This window comes from Corynebacterium falsenii (assembly GCF_020099275.1).
In the GTDB taxonomy this organism is placed as follows: domain Bacteria; phylum Actinomycetota; class Actinomycetes; order Mycobacteriales; family Mycobacteriaceae; genus Corynebacterium; species Corynebacterium falsenii.
The window spans coordinates 127,098-143,209 of sequence record NZ_CP083646.1; the positions used below are offsets into that span (position 1 = coordinate 127,098).

A 16,112-nucleotide genomic window follows, 5' to 3' on the forward strand; every position below is an offset into this window, starting at 1 on the left:
AGCAAGTTGGCTTAGCCTGCCCAGAGCTGGGCAGGAGCCTGTCTCGAGCCTGGTACGAGCTTGGGTTAGCGGCCCAAATCGTCGTCGATGTGCTCGTCCCAGTCGGTGCTTCCCGTCTCGATGGTCTCATCGAGCTCTTCCTCCTCCAGGCCGAGGATGCGCTCGGAACGGCGGTTGAATTCGCGGCCCCACCCAGCGGAGTCGGTACGCGCCAGACCAGCGATCTCGATGAGGGTGCCCGTACCCGGTGCCGCGCCTGCTTCGGACGTGGTCGTGGCGGGGCTGAGGCGTACCCAGAATCGGCGGCGCTTCACAGCGAGGGAGCCAACCAGCGAAACGAGCATGAGGATCGCGAATCCGAGCACCCACAGGGTCGTGGGATCCTTGGAGATCTGCAGGTTGACGAACGGCTTGGCGCCATCGAAGGTAACCTTCGTGCCGTCATCGAGCTTCACCGATTCGCCCTTGGCCAGGTTCACACGATCGAGCATTTGCATCTGCCCAGAGTGCAGCGCCTCGGTATCGAGCGAGAAGATGTTCTGGCTCTTACCCGCGTCAAGTCCGGTATCGCCGCGGTAAACATCGATCGCCACTGCTGGGTCGCGCAGCGCAGGGTAGTTGGAGGTGAGGATCTTGCCATTGGGGCCGGTAAACGCAGCAGATGGGGAGAATAGCCCCTGGATGCTGATTTGGTGTTGACGCCGCTCTAACAGGTCCGGGTACATGCCCGCTGGCGGGTCCCAGCGGACCGCGCCCGAGGAGAGGAAGTTCACCATATCGTCCGGGCGGAATTGCACGGTCTCTGTGCGCTTTTCGCCATTGGGCCACGTGATCGTGAACGTCGGAGCGTAGCCGTGGCCCTGCAGGTACACGCGGTTGCCTTGGATACGCAGCGGGTGGTTCACACGCAGGGTGGTGTGCAGCCATTCGTCGGTGGGTTTGAAGGCTTCATCGGCGTTGGCGTAGTCAATGTCCGATTCGAAGTTCACGGCTTGGCCGTTTTCCAGGTATTGGGCGGTGAAGTTCTTGACGTTCACGCAAAACGGGGTCAGCCCGGTGCCGTCGAACAATGGGCCGTTGCGGAAGGAATCGTAGTTGGCCACAGCGGAGTTGCAGAACTGTGACTGGGCCGTATCCGTCCCAGCGACGACGATGACCTGGCCTTCGTAGTAGACCATGCGACCGGCGGCAACGGCGATGAGGATGCCAACGAGAGACAGGTGGAACACGAGGTTCGCGGCCTCGCGGAGGTAGCCCTTCTCGGCGGACATGGACCACCTGCCGGCGCGGTCCTTGTCCGGTGCAATCTCCGCGACGTTCCATCCCTTGAACTCCCTGCGCAGGTAGTCCTTGACCTCGTCTGCAGACTGGTCCACGTGGCCGGAGACGTGGTACGGCATGCGCGACAGCACCTTGGGTGCCGGTGGCGGGGAGGAGCGCAGTGCCTTGTAGTGGTCAACGCTGCGGGGCAGGATGCAGCCGATCAGGGACACGAACAGCAGCACATAAATGGCGGCAAACCAGGTGGAGCTGAAGACATCGAACAGGCCGAGCTTGTCGAAGACCTCGGCGGTCTTGCCGTTGGCGTCGATGTACTTGGTGACCTTGTCCTCGTTGAGGGAGCGCTGAGGCAGAAGGGCGCCGGGGATCGCCGCGATGGCCAAGAGGAACAGCAGCGCCAGTGCCGTCTTCATCTTGGTCAGCCACTGCCAACCCTTCCTGGGTAGCGCCAGGATGTTCTTCAGCATGTCTCTCTTTCCTTCGCGTCCAAAGTCTTGTCGTTCACTAGGCAACTAGATGGGCAACTAGATGGGCAGTGTGGTGTCTGAAATGAATGCTTGGCGGATGAGATCGATGAGCACCGCCCACTGCCCGGTCACCAGTAGCAGTCCCACAATCACCAGCAGCGCGCCGCCGATCATTTGGATGGTGCGGGAATGCCTGCGCAGCCAGCCCACACCCGTCAACGCCTTCGAGGAACCGAGCGCCACGAGGACGAACGGCAGGCCCAGCCCCAGGCAATAGGCCACGATGAGTAACACGCCCCGCGCCGCTGTCATGCCCTGTGTACCCGCGGAGACGGAAATGATCGCCGCCAACGTGGGGCCCAGGCAGGGTGTCCACCCCAGGGCGAACACGCCGCCCAGCAAGGGGGCTCCCGCGATAGTGGTCCAACGCTTCGGAGCCATGCGGGTATCGCGCTGCAATGGCTTGATGAATCCCATGAAGATCACACCCATGAGGATCGTCACCACCCCGCCAATGCGCATGAGCAATTCCTGGTTGACGAACAGCGCGCTGATCACGCCGAATACCGTGACCGTCGCCAGCACGAAGACAACAGTGAAGCCCGCGACGAATAGCAGGGCCGCCGTGGCCACGCGCCCACGCTTGGCTGTCACCACCGTGCCCTGCTGCGTGAACTGGGTATCGGCACCCACTACCCCAGCGAGGTAGGAAATGTAGCCCGGGACGAGAGGGATCACGCACGGCGAAGCGAAGGACACCAAACCGGCCGCCGCTGCCACCAGCAGAGCCAGAATCAGCGGGCCGCTCGCCGCCGTATCGGCGAAGGTCTGCCCAACCGACTGTGCCAGAACCATCTAGTTGCTCTCATTCATCACGGGTTCCACGACATCCCACAGCTCCTTGTCCGTGACCTCCTTGAGGAACACGTGCGCCGGGCGATGCTGCTTGTCCAGAACAATCGTCGTGGGAATAACAGAGGCTGGCAAGCCGCCCAAAGCGAGGGCGGTCTTGAACGGCGGATCGAAAATGGACGGGTAGGTAATGCCGTTGTCCTTGACGAAGTCCTGAGCCTTCTGGCGGCTCGTCTCGCGGACGTTGATTCCTAGGACGGTGCCCTTGCCGGACTTTTCCAGTTTTTCCTGGACGCGCTGCAGGTCATCGGACTCGCTGCGGCACGGACCGCACCACTGACCCCATGAGTTCAGCACAACGACCTTGCCCTTGTAGTCGTCCAGGTTGATGGTCTTATCACCGATGAGCGCCGGGCCAGAGAAGTTCTGGATCTCCTTGCGCTCGTTTTCTGGGTAACTAATGCTCGTCTGACCACCGGGGCTGACGAACTCGAACGTTCCGCCGGAGGCAACCGCGTTGGTTCCCGCTGTGTTTTCTTCGCTGCAGGCCGTCACGCTGGCCAGCAAAGCAACGGCGGTCAACATCCCCGCAACTGTCTTGATGCGCACTTAAATCTCCTGAGCTGGCTCCGCGTAGAACATGTCCGTCAAGTCGGCCCCGTCGAACACCAGCGAGGTGACGGAGGCCAACTCGCACTGGCGCACGGCTGGGTTGTGGGCCAATGGGAGGCCTTGGACATCACGCTGGATCATCACGATGGGAAGCTGGTGGCTGATCAGCACAGCTTCGTGGCCGCGCGCGGCGGTGCGGGCATCATCGATGGCCTCCCACATGCGATCGCGGATCTGGGTATAGGGTTCCCCCCAGCTCGGCTCGGCGGGCTTGCGCAGCATCGGCCAACGGCGCGGATTCCACAACGCGCTCCGCACGCCCTTGATGTGCAGGCCCTCCAAATCATTGCCTGCCTCGATGATGCGCTCATCCGTCACCACATCCAGCCCGAGTTTCTCAGCGAATGGGCGGGCGGTTTCCTGGGCACGCTGCAGGAGTGATGCAACCAAACGAACGACATCGTGGTCAGCGAGCTCCGCAGCCGTGGCGTACGCCATGTTTCGGCCGCGCTCCGAAAGATGATAGCCGGGAAGGCGCCCGTAGAGGATGCGATCCGGGTTGTGAACTTCCCCATGCCGAACCAGGTGAACGATTGTTGCCATGGTTGCCTAGCTTACCGCTCCCCCGGTGTATCTCATAAGCAGCAAGCTGGCAATTCCCTGGCAGACCTAGGTTTTCCGGCCGAAGTTGCCGCAATGGCAGGGGCTACTTCTCGGCCTTCGCAGTCGCGGCAGCACGCGCAGCAGCAGGAGCGGCATCCGCGAGATGCTGGAAGTCATCATCCGTCAGCGCCGTGGAGACGAACCACGTCTCGAACACACTCGGCGGCGCGAAGATGCCGCCATCCAGCAGCGCGTGGAAGAACGCCGGGTAGCGGAACGTGTCAGCTGCCTGCATGTCCGCGAAGTTCTTGCCCTCGCCCTCGGCGAAGCGGAAGCTGAACATCGTGCCGGAGCGCTGAACGTGGTGGGCCACGGACTCCGCTGTCAACGCGTCGGAGATGATCTCGGCAACCCGCGAAGCGTTGGTGTTGAGGGTCTCGTACGTAGCGGCGTCGGCCAAACGAAGAGACGCCAACCCAGAGGCCACGGCAACAGGGTTACCGGACAAGGTGCCGGCCTGGTAAACCGGGCCGACCGGAGCCAAGTAATCCATGATCTCGGCGCGGCCGCCGAACGCTGCTGCCGGAAGACCGCCGGAGACGACCTTGCCGAAGGTGGTCAAATCACCCGCGACGCCGTCGATGCCGAACCAACCCTGGCGATCCACGCGGAAGCCGGTCATGACCTCATCGACGATGAGCAGGGCGCCGTCTGCGTGAGCAATCTCCTTGAGCTGGGCGTTGAAGGACACACCATCCTCGGCATCTTCACCCGAATCGCCAACGTGGAGCGGGTTCACGGTGCCCATGTTGCCCGGCGCGGCTTCCACGATGATCGCAGCGATCTGGCCGGCATGGTCGGCGAAAGCCTGGCGCACAGCGGCCACATCGCCATAAGGCACAACAACCGTATCCGTGGCTGCGGCGGCGGTGATGCCCGGCGAATCGGGCAGACCCAGCGTGGCCACACCCGAACCGGCGGCGACCAGCAGAGAATCCACGTGGCCGTGGTAGCAACCCTCGAACTTGAGGATCTTGTCGCGGCCGGTGAAACCGCGGGCCAGGCGCACGGCGGACATCGTGGCCTCGGTGCCGGAGTTGACCAGGCGAACCTTCTCCACGGAGGTGCGGCCCACGATCTCCTCGACCAAATCCACCTCCATGGAGGTGGGAGCGCCGTAGGACAGACCGCGCTCGGCGGCCTGCTTGACGGCATCCACGATCTCCGGGTGAGCGTGGCCGTGGATCATGGGACCCCAGGAGCTGATGAGGTCAACGTACTCGTTGCCGTCGACGTCGACCATGTGGCTTCCGCGGGCGCTGGTGATAAACGGAGGGGTACCGCCCACCGAGCCAAAGGCGCGAACCGGGGAGTTCACACCGCCGGGGATAACAGCCTGGGCGCGCTGCATCGCCTTTTCGCTGGCGGAAAGGGAAAGGTGGTCAGTCACAGTCAATCAATCCTTCGGGATGAGCTTGAGGTCTTTAGTCTTTTTCGACGCAGTGGTTAGCCGGGGCCTTCACCGCCGAGCTGCTCGACGTGCCGAACTTCCGGGCGCTGCCGGTGGATTCGTCGCCGGCGACGGTGACGGTGCGTTCCGACTCCGACGCTACCGCGTTGCTAAACGCCGGGGGCGTACCACCCACGTGCTCGAGGGAGTCCTCCTGGGCGGCGCGGACGGCCTGAGCGTGCAGGCGCTGGCGCTGCCTGATCTCCCGCATCTCGCGAAGCCGCTCCGTCCAGCCCTGCCACGAGTGCGTATTACGCATGATGGCGCGAGCGTAGTTGCGCTTAAGGATCCGGGCGCTGCGGCGCTCGATGAGCGCGGAGCTCATGAGCATCAGCAAGGTTGCCAGCAGGGGGTTGAGCAGACCCACGACAGCCAAAATGATGCAGACCACGTTGTAGGCCCAGGACAACCAAATGTTCCAGTCCGCTGTGTTACGCACGTGGCGCACAAGGTTGATCGTCTCGGGAATGGCCAGCACGTCTCCGCGCAGCAGCACCACATCGGCCGCGGCGGCTGCCGAGGAATCGATGTGATCCGCCGAGCCCATGAGAATGCCAACGTCCGCCACGCGCAAGGCACCCATGATGTCGCGGTCACCCACCATGGCCACGCGCGTGCCCTGAGCGTGCAGGCCGCGCACTGTGGCTTCCTTGCGGTTCGGGGCGATGCCCGCCAACACCGTGGAGATGCCCAGGGAGTTGGCGGTATGCCGGGCCACCGGGTAGGTATCGCGGGAGATCATGAAGGTCTCCAGCTCCATGTCCTCCAGCTTGTCAATGGCCGCAGGAGCATCGTCCTTAAAGCTATCGGCGAGGTTGATTACGCCGCGGTCTTTGCCCTTCCAACTGACCACGATGGGCGAACCACCGGACAGCGCTGCGGCGGCCAAGCGGGAATCCCGCAGCTCGCCCAGGTCGCGGGGGCGCCACAGGCGGGCGGTGACATGCCGCATGTCGCCGTTGATGGGCAAGTCGACGGTGCCCTCGAAGGTTCCTTCCTTGGTCACCGTGACTTCGCCCGTTTCGATCCAGTGCGGCACGCTATCGCCACCGGCGTTGGCATCGCGGGCCTCGCGGTCGGCACGCACGATCGCGCGGCTGACTGCGTGCTTCGATTCCAGCGACAGGGCACCGGCCACGCGCAGCACCAGGTCCGGGTTCTCATCGTTGGCAGCGGTCACGCCGATGACCCTCATGGGACCGGTCGTGAGCGTGCCCACACGGTTGAAGATGATCGAGTCGATGCTGGCGAGTTTGTGGATGGTGGTGGTATCGCGCAACAACACGCCATCCGTGGCGGCCCGCCACAGCCCCAAGCGCAACGCCAGGGGCGCGGACACAGCCAGCGCCACGGGCGCGACTACAACGAGCACGGACAGCGCCGTGGCCATCGCCGCATCGAGCGAGCCGGTGTAGGCGTACCACGCGAAGAAGTCCGCCGCCGCGATGCCCAGCGCCCACGGCACCAGCAGGCTGGCAGTGCGGTTGGTCAGCTGGGCCACGCGGTTTTCATCCCGCGCGGCTCCCATGACCCACCGGTGCATCGCCGCGAGCCGAGTGCTGGACCCTGTGGCGTGCACGCGGATTTTCAGGGGCTTGCCTAGGTTGCGCGCACCAGCGTAAATGGCATTGCCGACCGTGAGCACTTCGGTGCGGTGCAGGCCACCCACCGGCCCCATGTCGACCTCTGACTTGCCGCTGATGATCTCGCCATCGCTGGGCACGATCATGCCGTTTTCCACCACAATGTCGTCGCCGGTGCGGATCTCACCGGTGGCGATCTGCTTCTTCACCACCTCGGACTTGCGGTTCTTGCGCACCACCGTGACCTGCTTGGTGGATTGCACAGACAGCGCGGTGAGCATGGACTTCGACCGCAGCACGGTACGCCGGGACATGAGTCTGCCGAATAGCAGCAGAATGGTCACGCCGCAGGCGACGTCGAAAAAGATAGAGTCCTGGGTATAAGGGTTCGTCCAGCTTCCCGCCATGAGAATCTGCGAACTCTTCCACCCCACATCACCGGCGGGCGTCAGGGTCAGGATGAGCACCGAGAAGGCGTAAGCCACGAGGATGGCCAACGAGCTAGCGCCATCCAGCGCCGACATTCCCCGGCGTATACCGCCGATCATTGCCCGGTGGAAGGGCCACGCACACCACGTCACCACCGGGGTGGCCAGCGCCAGGCAGACCCACTGCCAGTAATCGAACTGCCACCCCTGCACCAGCTGGATCGCCACGACGGGAGCGCCGAACAGCACGGCCACGATCAACCGGGCTCGCGTGATGAGATCCCGGGCGGTGTGCAGCCCCTCGTTGGAGTCGAAAGGGTTGGTGCGATTGCGCAGCAGCCGCGAGCCATACGGGCGCTTACGGCGCTCCGCGGCGGCCCACACGCGGCGGTGCGCATCGGCGTGGCGGCGCATCCGGCGCCGGGTATCAGCCAGCTCAAGGCGGGACGACCGCCGGCGCAGAGAGGAATCGGTGAGCCAGCTATCCAGGCCATGCTTCGCCAGCGCGGCCTGGATATCATCCGGGTTCACGTGATCCTCGGCGGAGATCCAGGCCATCTTGGTGGAATACACCACGGAAGCTTCCACGCCCGGAAGCGCATTGAGTTCTTCCTGGACCGTGGTGGCGTCCACCGCCGACTCGAGCCCTTCGAGCCGGTAGGAGAAACTGGTGAGCCGCCGTCCCTGACGGTGGACGAGGCGTTGGTGATAGTCCGTGCTGCCGTCTGCCGCATCGAGGTCGAAGCCCGCCTGCGTTGCTGCGGTGCGGGCCTCCAAAATGGCAGCGTCGACGTCCTCAACGCTGATGTCTCGATCCGCCACTACTGGACACCATCCTCAGTGATTCCCGTAGCCCCGGTAGTGCCGTTGGCCCTGGTAGCCCCAGTATCTTCGGGATCCAGGCGGTGTCCGGCGTCGAAATAAGGATCAGCCGATGGCCGATAGGCCAGCAGCAACGCGACCGCCAACAGCAGGGCCATGAGTGCCTGGCCCATGCCGGTGAACTGGAACACCCAGCCGGCGAGCATGAAGAAAATGCCGAGCGCGCCGAGCCACAGCACCCACCTGCGCTTGCGGCGATATCCGTCGCGAATGCCGGATGCCAACACCGCCAGAGCAGCGCCGATGACGAGGTTGATTCCGCCGAGAATGCGAGTGTTGTTGAGGACGAACTGCATAGCTTCGGCCTCCGTCTCGTTCTCCGGCGCGCGATCCCACTGCGCCGTGAGCATAAAGAATCCGCTGACGATCATAAGCACCGCGACGATGAGCACCAGAGCGAACGCCGCGATGGCCGTGCGCGGGGTCGGGTCCCCTGGCTTCCACTTGGTGGTACTGCGGTTGGGGTCGTCGGAGTCGCTAGCCATCGAGGGAAACATCGTCGGCATGGTTAGCGCCCGCCCTTCTTATCGGTCTTGTCTGCCTTGTTTGCCTTGTCTGATTTTTCCTTCTTTTGTTCTTCTCGACGCCGCTCCAGGGCAACCTGGTACTTCTCGATCTCCGCGTCGGATGGAATACCAAACCACTCGCGGTTGCCCGGACGAGCCATGAACCACATGCCGACCGGAGCGATCACGCCGGAAAGGATCGCGAGAACACCAAGGAGAAGAACGAAGCCCACCGGCATCGTCGCCGGCGGAGTGGAAAACACGAGCAGCAGCGCGCTGAACGCAAGGTAGAGCGAACCGACGTTGAGGAACGAGCGGGAGTACACCGCACCGCGCCCGGCCCGGGTGGCGAGATACGCGCAGATCGCGGCCGCGGCGATGAGCAACACGGTCATGCTGATGTTCAGGGCGGTGGTCAGGGAGTCCACGGACATATTCTTGTCCAGCGCCGGCCCGAAGGAGCTCTTATCGTCCAAGTAGTCCTTCGCCTGCTGGCGCAGCGCACGCGGATCCGCCACGTTGGCGACGTACTGCACCACGGCGGAGAGAACCTGGAGGGCGGACACGGAAAGCCATGCCCACACGCCGTAGCGCACGTCCTCCGGAGCCTTTTTGAACGACGGTGCGAGTCCATCCTTGCGGCCGACCTTGGGCGGGGTCGGCATCTTGGTGTTTGCGTTGCTGTTCATACCACTGCCTACACTACTGTGTCGGTTGCCTGTCCGTGGGAAACGCCCAATGGTCATTCTGTGCTGCGCGGGGCTACGATGAGCCTAATGAACTATGGCCAGCCACCCACCCCGAACCACCTCGGCGGGGATAACCGCACGCACCACCGCCCCCACCATGCGACGTGCGTTTCCGTGGCCATCCCATTGCTCAGCGCTGCACTCGTAGTAGCTCTGGTGGCGCTGCTCGTTGTGGTAGTCAGCGATCGCAAGGCGATGAGCATGATTCCCTGGGCGGGGTCGGATGGGCGGTACCACAAGACCCGCCCGTCTGATTCCTATCTTCTTAATCCCGGCGATCCCGGCTTCGACCAACAGGAAGCCAACGCAGTTGCCCAATACGGCGATCCAGAAAACGGCCAGGTGACCTACCCAGACCTGCCCTGGACGACCTTTACTCACCCCACCCCCGGTATGACCATCGATATGGCAGAGGAATCATCCTGCACCCTGGGATTCATCGGATCGCAAGGGGCGGGGTATGCCGGCATGACGAGCCCGGGATCAGACGTGGGGCTCACCGCTGGGCACTGCAGTATCGATGGTGATTACTCCGTTGTGCACTGGTCCACGAACACCTCGGGCAACCCTGATCTCACCCTAGGAGTTTTCGGTACGGCCGAGCATGAGGACGTCGACCGCGGCGGTGACGTCGACGGGGATACGGACTTCTCCGAAATCGCCATTCCCCCGCAGCTCGAGCCTTCACACCTCGTGGCTAATCGCTACCGCGTCACGCAGGTGTGGGGCCCCGATAACCTCCAAGAGGGGATGCAGGTGTGCAAGTACGGCTTCCGGACCGGGGAAACGTGCGGCCCGGTCATCAGCTGGAATAGCGCCTACGTGCGCATCAACCTGTTCTCCCTCATTGGGGATTCCGGGTCGCCTGCCTACGTGAAGCTCAGAGACGGTACCGTGGCCGCCCTGGGATTGCTGTCTGGTTCGCCGTTCGACCACGATGAGGTCAACGACTACGTCACGGACTTCGCCCTAGTTAAGCCCGTGATCGATGCGATGGGCATCGACCTCGTGACCCCCGCTGGGGCGGTGCAGGACAATCGACAGATCCTGCCCAAGACTCCGGCGGTCGGCCGTTAGCCCTTGAGCAGGCGGGCGGCCTTGACCGCCCAGTAGGTCAGGATGATGTCCGCACCGGCGCGGCGCAGGCCGTAGAGGGATTCCATGATGGCCGGTTCCAGGTCGATCCAGCCGTTCTGAGCGGCCGCGCTGATCATCGCGTATTCGCCCGAGACCTGATACGTCGCCACCGGCACCGGGGACATGTCGGCGATCTCGCGCAGCACATCCAGGTAGGGCATGCCGGGCTTGACCATCACCATGTCCGCGCCTTCGTCAATATCCAGCTGGGTTTCCAGGATGGACTCGCGCAGGTTGCGGGCATCCTGTTGGTAGGTGCGGCGATCGCCCTGCAGCGAGGATCCCACGGCTTCGCGGAACGGGCCGTAGAAAGCGGAGGCGTACTTCGCGGAGTAGGCCATGATGGAAACATCCTGGTGGCCAGCGTCATCCAACGCCTCCCGGATCACCTGAACCTGCCCGTCCATCATGCCGGATGGGCTCACCACGTGGGCGCCGGCATTCGCCTGGGCCACAGCCATATCGGCGTAGCGCTGCAGTGTGGCGTCGTTTTCAACAACCGTGCGACCGCGATCGTCCACGGTGAGCACACCGCAGTGACCGTGGTCGGTGAACTCGTCCAGGCAGGTATCGGCGATGACGAGCACATCGTCGCCGAACCGCTCGCGCACGGCGGACAGGGCGCGGTTGAGCACGCCATCCTCGGCGATGCCACAGCTACCGTCGGCATCCTTGTCGCTATCGAGCGGCACGCCGAACAGGTCCACGGCCTTCACACCGGCCTCGGCGGCCTCCTCCACGGCGGCGAGCAAGGAGTCGGTGGTGTGCTGCTGTACACCCGGCAGGCTGGAGATATCGCGCGGCGCATCCAGGCCGTCGGCGATGAACATGGGCAGCACGAACCGGCTGGGGTTGAGGTCGGTCTCCGCGGTGAAGTCGCGCATCACCGGGCTGGTGCGTAGGCGGCGTGGTCTGCGATGAGGGGGAAAGATTGAATTCATGTCCCCCATGCTACCGCTGGAGCTTAGGCCTTCTTCGCGGCGGTCTTGCGTCGCCTACGGCGCTTGCGCGGCGGCGGCAGCTGGCCGCTGGCTCGCAACTCGGCCACGTGCTCGGCCAGGGCATCCACCAGCTCCGGCACGCCAGCAGTTTCCGGCATCACGTCCACGCGCAGGCCATGTTCGCGAGCCGTCTGCGCGGCCATGGGGCCGATGCAGGCGATGATCGTCCGCGCGTGCGGCTTGCCGGCGATGCCCACGAGGTTCTTCACGGTCGACGAGGAGGTGAAGCACACCGCGTCGAAGCCGCCGGTCTTGATCATGTCGCGTACCTCGGGGCTGGGCGGGGCGGCGCGGACTGTGCGGTAGGCCACCACGTCCTCGACCTCCCAGCCGAGCTCGATGAGGCCATCGACCAGCACGTCCGTGGCGATATCCGCCCGTGGCAGCAGCACGCGGTCCACCAGATCCAAGTCCGGGTCGTGCGGCGGGAACACGTCCACGAGCCCGGAGGCGTTGCGGGCATCGGCCTTGGGCAGCAGCTCCGGGGTGATGCCGAGGTCACGCACGGCCTGGGCGGTCTTCGGCCCCACGGCGGCCACGCGCACGCCGGCGAGCGCGCGGGCATCGAGCCCGAACTCCCGCAGCTTTTCCCACGTGGCCTTCACGGCGTTGACGCTGGTGAAAACGATCCAGTGGTAGCGGCCGTCCACGAGCCCCTTGATGGCGCGTTCCATCTGCACGGGGCTGCGCGGCGGCTCCACGGAGATCGTTGGAACCTCCATGGGGATGGCGCCGTGGGAGGCCAGGCGAGCGCTCATCGGACCGGCTTGGCTCTTCGCGCGCGGCACCAGCACGGTCCAGCCGTACAGGGCGCGGTTTTCCCACCACGAGTACTTGGAGCGGTTGCCCACCTGCGAGCCGATGGTGACGATGAGCTCGTCCGGCAGCTCGCCCTCCTTGGCCGCTGGGCCAGATGCCGCAGCGATGGACTTCAGCGTGTCCAACGTGACGTCGTAGCTGCGCTGCCTGCGCGTGGTGCCGTGCAGGGTCACGGTCGCTGGGGTGGATCCGGGCATGCCACGGGACTTCAGCTCGCTGGCGATGGTCTGCAGGTCAGCCGGGGTGGCGGTGAGGATCATGGGCAGGCCCGCGCTGGCGAGCTGGTCCCAGTCCGTGCCGCCGCGTACGTCAGCCTCGGTGACGTCCGGTCCCAGGCCGATACCGGTGAATGCGGGCACGGCCACGGACCCGGTCATGCCGGGTACAACCTGGAACTCCGCGCCGAGCTTAGCCACTTCTTGCAGCTCCTGCATGACCGCGGGGTTGCTCAGCGGGTTGCCTGCCACGAGCCGGACCACGTCGTTACCTGCGCGCGTGCACGCCACCATTTGCTCGGCAATGACCTCGGGCGCCACGACCTGGTCGGCGGACTCTGCGTCGGTGCCCGGCTCGGCGGCGGTGGCCTGGGCAGTGTTTTCGGCACCTGGTTGCTCAGCTTCGCCGTTATCGTCGACGCCACCAGCCGTCACCGGCGCCGGGGCTGCAATAATGATTTCGGCGGCGGTCGGCGGCGCGGGCCGTGGTGGTTTGCGCCGTGCTCCGGCTTCCTTGGCTGCCTTGACTTGTGCTTGCCAGGCAGCTTCGGCTTCGTCCAGCTTGTGCTGGGGTACGGGTACCTGCGCTGCTACGAGAGCGCGCACCCCGGTGAGCACCATGGGGTCCACCCAGGCGTGTGCGGTGTGTTCCAGCACGTCGCGGGCCTTGATGGTGAGCAAATCCGGGTTGCCGGGCCCGGCGCCCACGAATAGGACGCGGCCAGGCTGGGCTGTGGCCATTCCGGAGGTTGTCATCGGTGGTGGGACTTTCTATCTTGAACGTTCAGCAGGGTCAGTAACCGGGAGTGCGCGGGGTTTGTGCGCTGGTTGTGCGGGGTATAACGCTATAGCGCGTCTGCGACGAGCTGAGCTGCGCCAGCGTCGAGCAGAGCCAGCCCCACGGCTCTGCCTATTCGTTTGGCTCCGTCGAGCACGATGTCGCGCTGGTCGGCATCGCTGGTGTCGCTAGGCTGAGTGGCGGTCATGGCGCGCCACTCGTCGTCGTCGAGTCTCCAGGTGTCCTCTTTCACGAGGGATTCCTGGCCATCGATGCCGAACACGCCGCCGGTGAAGGATAGGGTTCGCCCGTCCTCGGACCAGGTGGTGTGGGCGGCCACGGGGGCGGTGCATCCGGCCTCCAGGGTCGAAAGCATCGCGCGCTCGGCCACGGCAGCGGCGTGGCTGGGCAGGTGGTCGAGTCCCTTGACGGCGTTCCACGCCTGCTCGTCGTCGGCGCGGACCTCTACGCTCAGGGCGCCTTGGGCGGGGGCGGGCATCACCACGGTGGGGTCGATGGACTCGGCGGCACGGTCGAGCAGTCCGACGCGTTCCAGGCCTGCGCGGGCGAGCACGACTGCGTCGAGGTCCTCTTCGGTGCGGCGCATGCGCGTGTCGATGTTGCCGCGTAGCGGGAGCAGTTGCAGGTCTGGGCGGGCGGCGCGGATTTGGGAGACGCGGCGCGGAGCGCCTGTTCCCACCTTGGCGCCCTTGGGTAGGTCCATGAGGGTGAGGTTGTTGCGGCTCACCAGCACCTCGCGGGGGTCAACGCGCTGCGGCACGACCGTCTTGAAGCGGGGATCCGGCGCGGTGGGCAGGTCCTTGAAGGAGTGCACGGCGATGTCGCACTCTCCGGCGGCGAGGGCGGAGCGCAGGGTTTCGGTGAACACGCCCACGCCGATTTGGCGCACGGGCGTTCCCGCAGCCTGCGAGGCATCGCCGGGGGTGTGCACGATGTGCAACTCGGCCGCGTGACCGCCGGCCACGATGCCATCGAGCACGTGCGTCGATTGCGTGGTGGCTAGGTTCGATCCGCGTGTGCCAATGAGCAGGGTGCGCTCGCCGGTGCTCGGCGTGGTGTTGCCCCGGTCGGCCCGGGCCTCGGGGTGAGTAGCATCGGCCGTCATCTAAGCCTCCTTCGCAATCGTGTTTTCTGATCCATTGGCACTGTTCGTGCCGGAAGTACCATCGATGGCCGTCAGCCTGCCATCGCCGGTTGTACCTGCCGCTCCAGCATCCGCCTGCGTCACGATCTCCACCGCGCCCACAGGCAAGTTGAACAGCGCCGCCAGTGCATCGGGATAGCTGGTCTGCCCACCCACGGCGGACAGCTTCTTTGCCTGCACCGTCGGGGTGTGCAGCAGCTTGTCCACCACGCGCTTCATTGCCTTCTCCACAGCAGCGCGGTCGGCAGTAGACATCTCCGGGGTGTTGCGTTCCAACAGCATGAGCTCTTCGGCCAGCACCTCGCCGGCCTTTTGCCGCAGCGCCTTGACCGTCGGCACCACAGACTGAGCCCGCTGCTGCTCGAGGAACTCCTGCAGCTCCTGGGCCACGATGGCTCGGGCGGGCGCTTCGTCATCCACGCCCTCGCCCGCCATGGTGGTGAGCTCCTCAATGTTGAGCAGGGTCACTCCGGGCACCGTCGCCGCCGAACGCTCAATGTCTGCGGGCATCGAAAGATCCACGAGCACCAGCGGGCGCACGCCCACCTCGCTTGCCCGCGCGGTCGATTCCATCGCCGCGCGCGCATGCTCACCGGTCACCACGCAGTCCACCGCGCCCGTGGCAGAGACAACTAGGTCCACAGACTCCATCGTCTCCCCCACCGCATCCAGGCCCACGGCGGTGGCGTCCACGCCAGCCTCGCGGGCGTGCTGCACCAGGTTCTCGGCCCGGGACACCGTGCGGTTCGCCACCGTGATGTGCTGAATACCCAGCTTGCCCAGGTAGGTCGAGGTCAATGAGGCCATCGCCCCCGCCCCGATCACCAATGCGCGGGATGAGGCCAAGGGCGCCGTTGTGGCGTCGGATATAACAGACACCGACGAATCGACACGCAGGAAGCGAAGCGCCCGATCCACGGCGAAGGACACCATGGAGGCGCCGGCGGCATCGATCATGGTCTCGGAGTGCACACGCTTGCCGGTGCGCAGGGCGCGCTGTGTGAGGTCGTGGAGGGTGCGGCCCACGGTGCCGGTCTCGTCCGCGGACTGGTAGGCGCTGCGGAGCTGGCCGATGATCTGCTGCTCCCCGACCACCATTGAATCCAGGCCGGAGGCCACATTGAGCATGTGTTCAGCGGCGGAATCAGAGTAGTGGACGTACAGGTACGGCTCCAGCTCCTCGGCCGGCACGCCGGAAAAGCCGCTGATCGTGTCCACCACGTGATCCAGCCCGGAGTGGAACGCGCTGGCCACGGTGTAGAACTCCATGCGGTTGCAGGTGGACAGCACCAGCGCTTCGCTGATCACGTCATTATCTACAAGGCTGAGCTGCAGCTTCGGCACGTCGGCATCGGCGATGGACACGCGTTCCAGGATGGGAACCGGTGCCGAGCGGAAGGACAAACCAACCAGCAACACCTGCGCGGAACCAGTCCGGGTGTTACTACTCATGCCTTGTGCGCCTCCTGCGATTGTCCCCCGGGGGCCGCGCCGGCCCTGGGTAGTTCACGAGTCACTACGGTA

At 64.8% G+C, this 16,112-nt stretch carries 13 protein-coding genes; 1 reads left to right on the plus strand and 12 read right to left on the minus strand.

What is annotated here, in order from left to right:
• Positions 1-65 precede the first annotated feature (65 nt).
• From LA343_RS00660 to LA343_RS00695, 8 genes are all read right to left on the minus strand, one after another.
• The gene (locus LA343_RS00660; RefSeq protein WP_025403640.1) at positions 66-1,748 is read right to left on the minus strand and encodes a cytochrome c biogenesis protein ResB; all 1,683 of its coding nucleotides are present in this window, start codon (positions 1,746-1,748) and stop codon (positions 66-68) included.
• A 57-nt stretch (positions 1,749-1,805) separates the two neighbouring features.
• On the minus strand, positions 1,806-2,603 hold the full coding sequence (locus LA343_RS00665; RefSeq protein WP_025403641.1) for a cytochrome c biogenesis CcdA family protein: 798 nt from the start codon (positions 2,601-2,603) through the stop codon (positions 1,806-1,808).
• The gene (locus LA343_RS00670; RefSeq protein WP_039911670.1) at positions 2,604-3,185 is read right to left on the minus strand and encodes a TlpA disulfide reductase family protein; all 582 of its coding nucleotides are present in this window, start codon (positions 3,183-3,185) and stop codon (positions 2,604-2,606) included. It lies immediately after the preceding gene.
• A gap of 24 nt (positions 3,186-3,209) precedes the next feature.
• Entirely contained in the window at positions 3,210-3,815 is a 606-nt protein-coding gene (locus LA343_RS00675; RefSeq protein ID WP_025403643.1) for a histidine phosphatase family protein, read from the minus strand.
• A 103-nt stretch (positions 3,816-3,918) separates the two neighbouring features.
• Positions 3,919-5,271: a glutamate-1-semialdehyde 2,1-aminomutase gene (hemL, locus tag LA343_RS00680; RefSeq protein ID WP_025403644.1), complete on the minus strand. Its 1,353-nt coding sequence runs from the start codon at positions 5,269-5,271 to the stop codon at positions 3,919-3,921.
• Positions 5,272-5,299: 28 nt separating this feature from the next.
• On the minus strand, positions 5,300-8,158 hold the full coding sequence (locus tag LA343_RS00685; protein WP_025403645.1) for a heavy metal translocating P-type ATPase: 2,859 nt from the start codon (positions 8,156-8,158) through the stop codon (positions 5,300-5,302).
• Positions 8,158-8,724 carry a hypothetical protein gene (locus LA343_RS00690; protein WP_025403646.1) on the minus strand — a complete coding sequence of 189 codons (567 nt, stop codon included), beginning with the start codon at positions 8,722-8,724 and terminating at the stop codon, positions 8,158-8,160. Before LA343_RS00690 ends, LA343_RS00685 begins: the two co-directional genes overlap by 1 nt.
• A gap of 2 nt (positions 8,725-8,726) precedes the next feature.
• Positions 8,727-9,413 (minus strand): hypothetical protein, encoded by a 687-nt coding sequence (locus LA343_RS00695; RefSeq protein WP_025403647.1) that lies wholly within the window; start codon positions 9,411-9,413, stop codon positions 8,727-8,729.
• An 87-nt stretch (positions 9,414-9,500) separates the two neighbouring features.
• Between LA343_RS00695 and LA343_RS00700 the strand changes: the two genes are divergently transcribed.
• On the plus strand, positions 9,501-10,550 hold the full coding sequence (locus LA343_RS00700; protein WP_025403648.1) for a chymotrypsin family serine protease: 1,050 nt from the start codon (positions 9,501-9,503) through the stop codon (positions 10,548-10,550).
• On the opposite strand, the gene hemB is transcribed toward LA343_RS00700, so the two are convergent.
• The 4 genes from hemB to LA343_RS00720 all read right to left on the minus strand — a co-directional run bounded on the left by hemB (position 10,547) and on the right by LA343_RS00720 (position 16,040).
• Positions 10,547-11,551, minus strand: coding sequence for a porphobilinogen synthase (gene hemB, locus LA343_RS00705; RefSeq protein WP_025403649.1), 1,005 nt, complete (start codon positions 11,549-11,551; stop codon positions 10,547-10,549). The two genes, LA343_RS00700 and hemB, sit on opposite strands and share 4 nt — an antisense overlap.
• Positions 11,552-11,574: 23 nt before the next feature.
• Positions 11,575-13,401 carry a uroporphyrinogen-III synthase gene (locus tag LA343_RS00710; RefSeq protein ID WP_025403650.1) on the minus strand — a complete coding sequence of 609 codons (1,827 nt, stop codon included), beginning with the start codon at positions 13,399-13,401 and terminating at the stop codon, positions 11,575-11,577.
• Positions 13,402-13,490: 89 nt separating this feature from the next.
• Complete coding sequence (gene hemC, locus LA343_RS00715) at positions 13,491-14,549, minus strand: hydroxymethylbilane synthase (RefSeq protein ID WP_119665302.1); 1,059 nt, start codon at positions 14,547-14,549, stop codon at positions 13,491-13,493.
• The gene (locus LA343_RS00720; protein WP_144084526.1) at positions 14,550-16,040 is read right to left on the minus strand and encodes a glutamyl-tRNA reductase; all 1,491 of its coding nucleotides are present in this window, start codon (positions 16,038-16,040) and stop codon (positions 14,550-14,552) included.
• Positions 16,041-16,112: the final 72 nt, after the last annotated feature.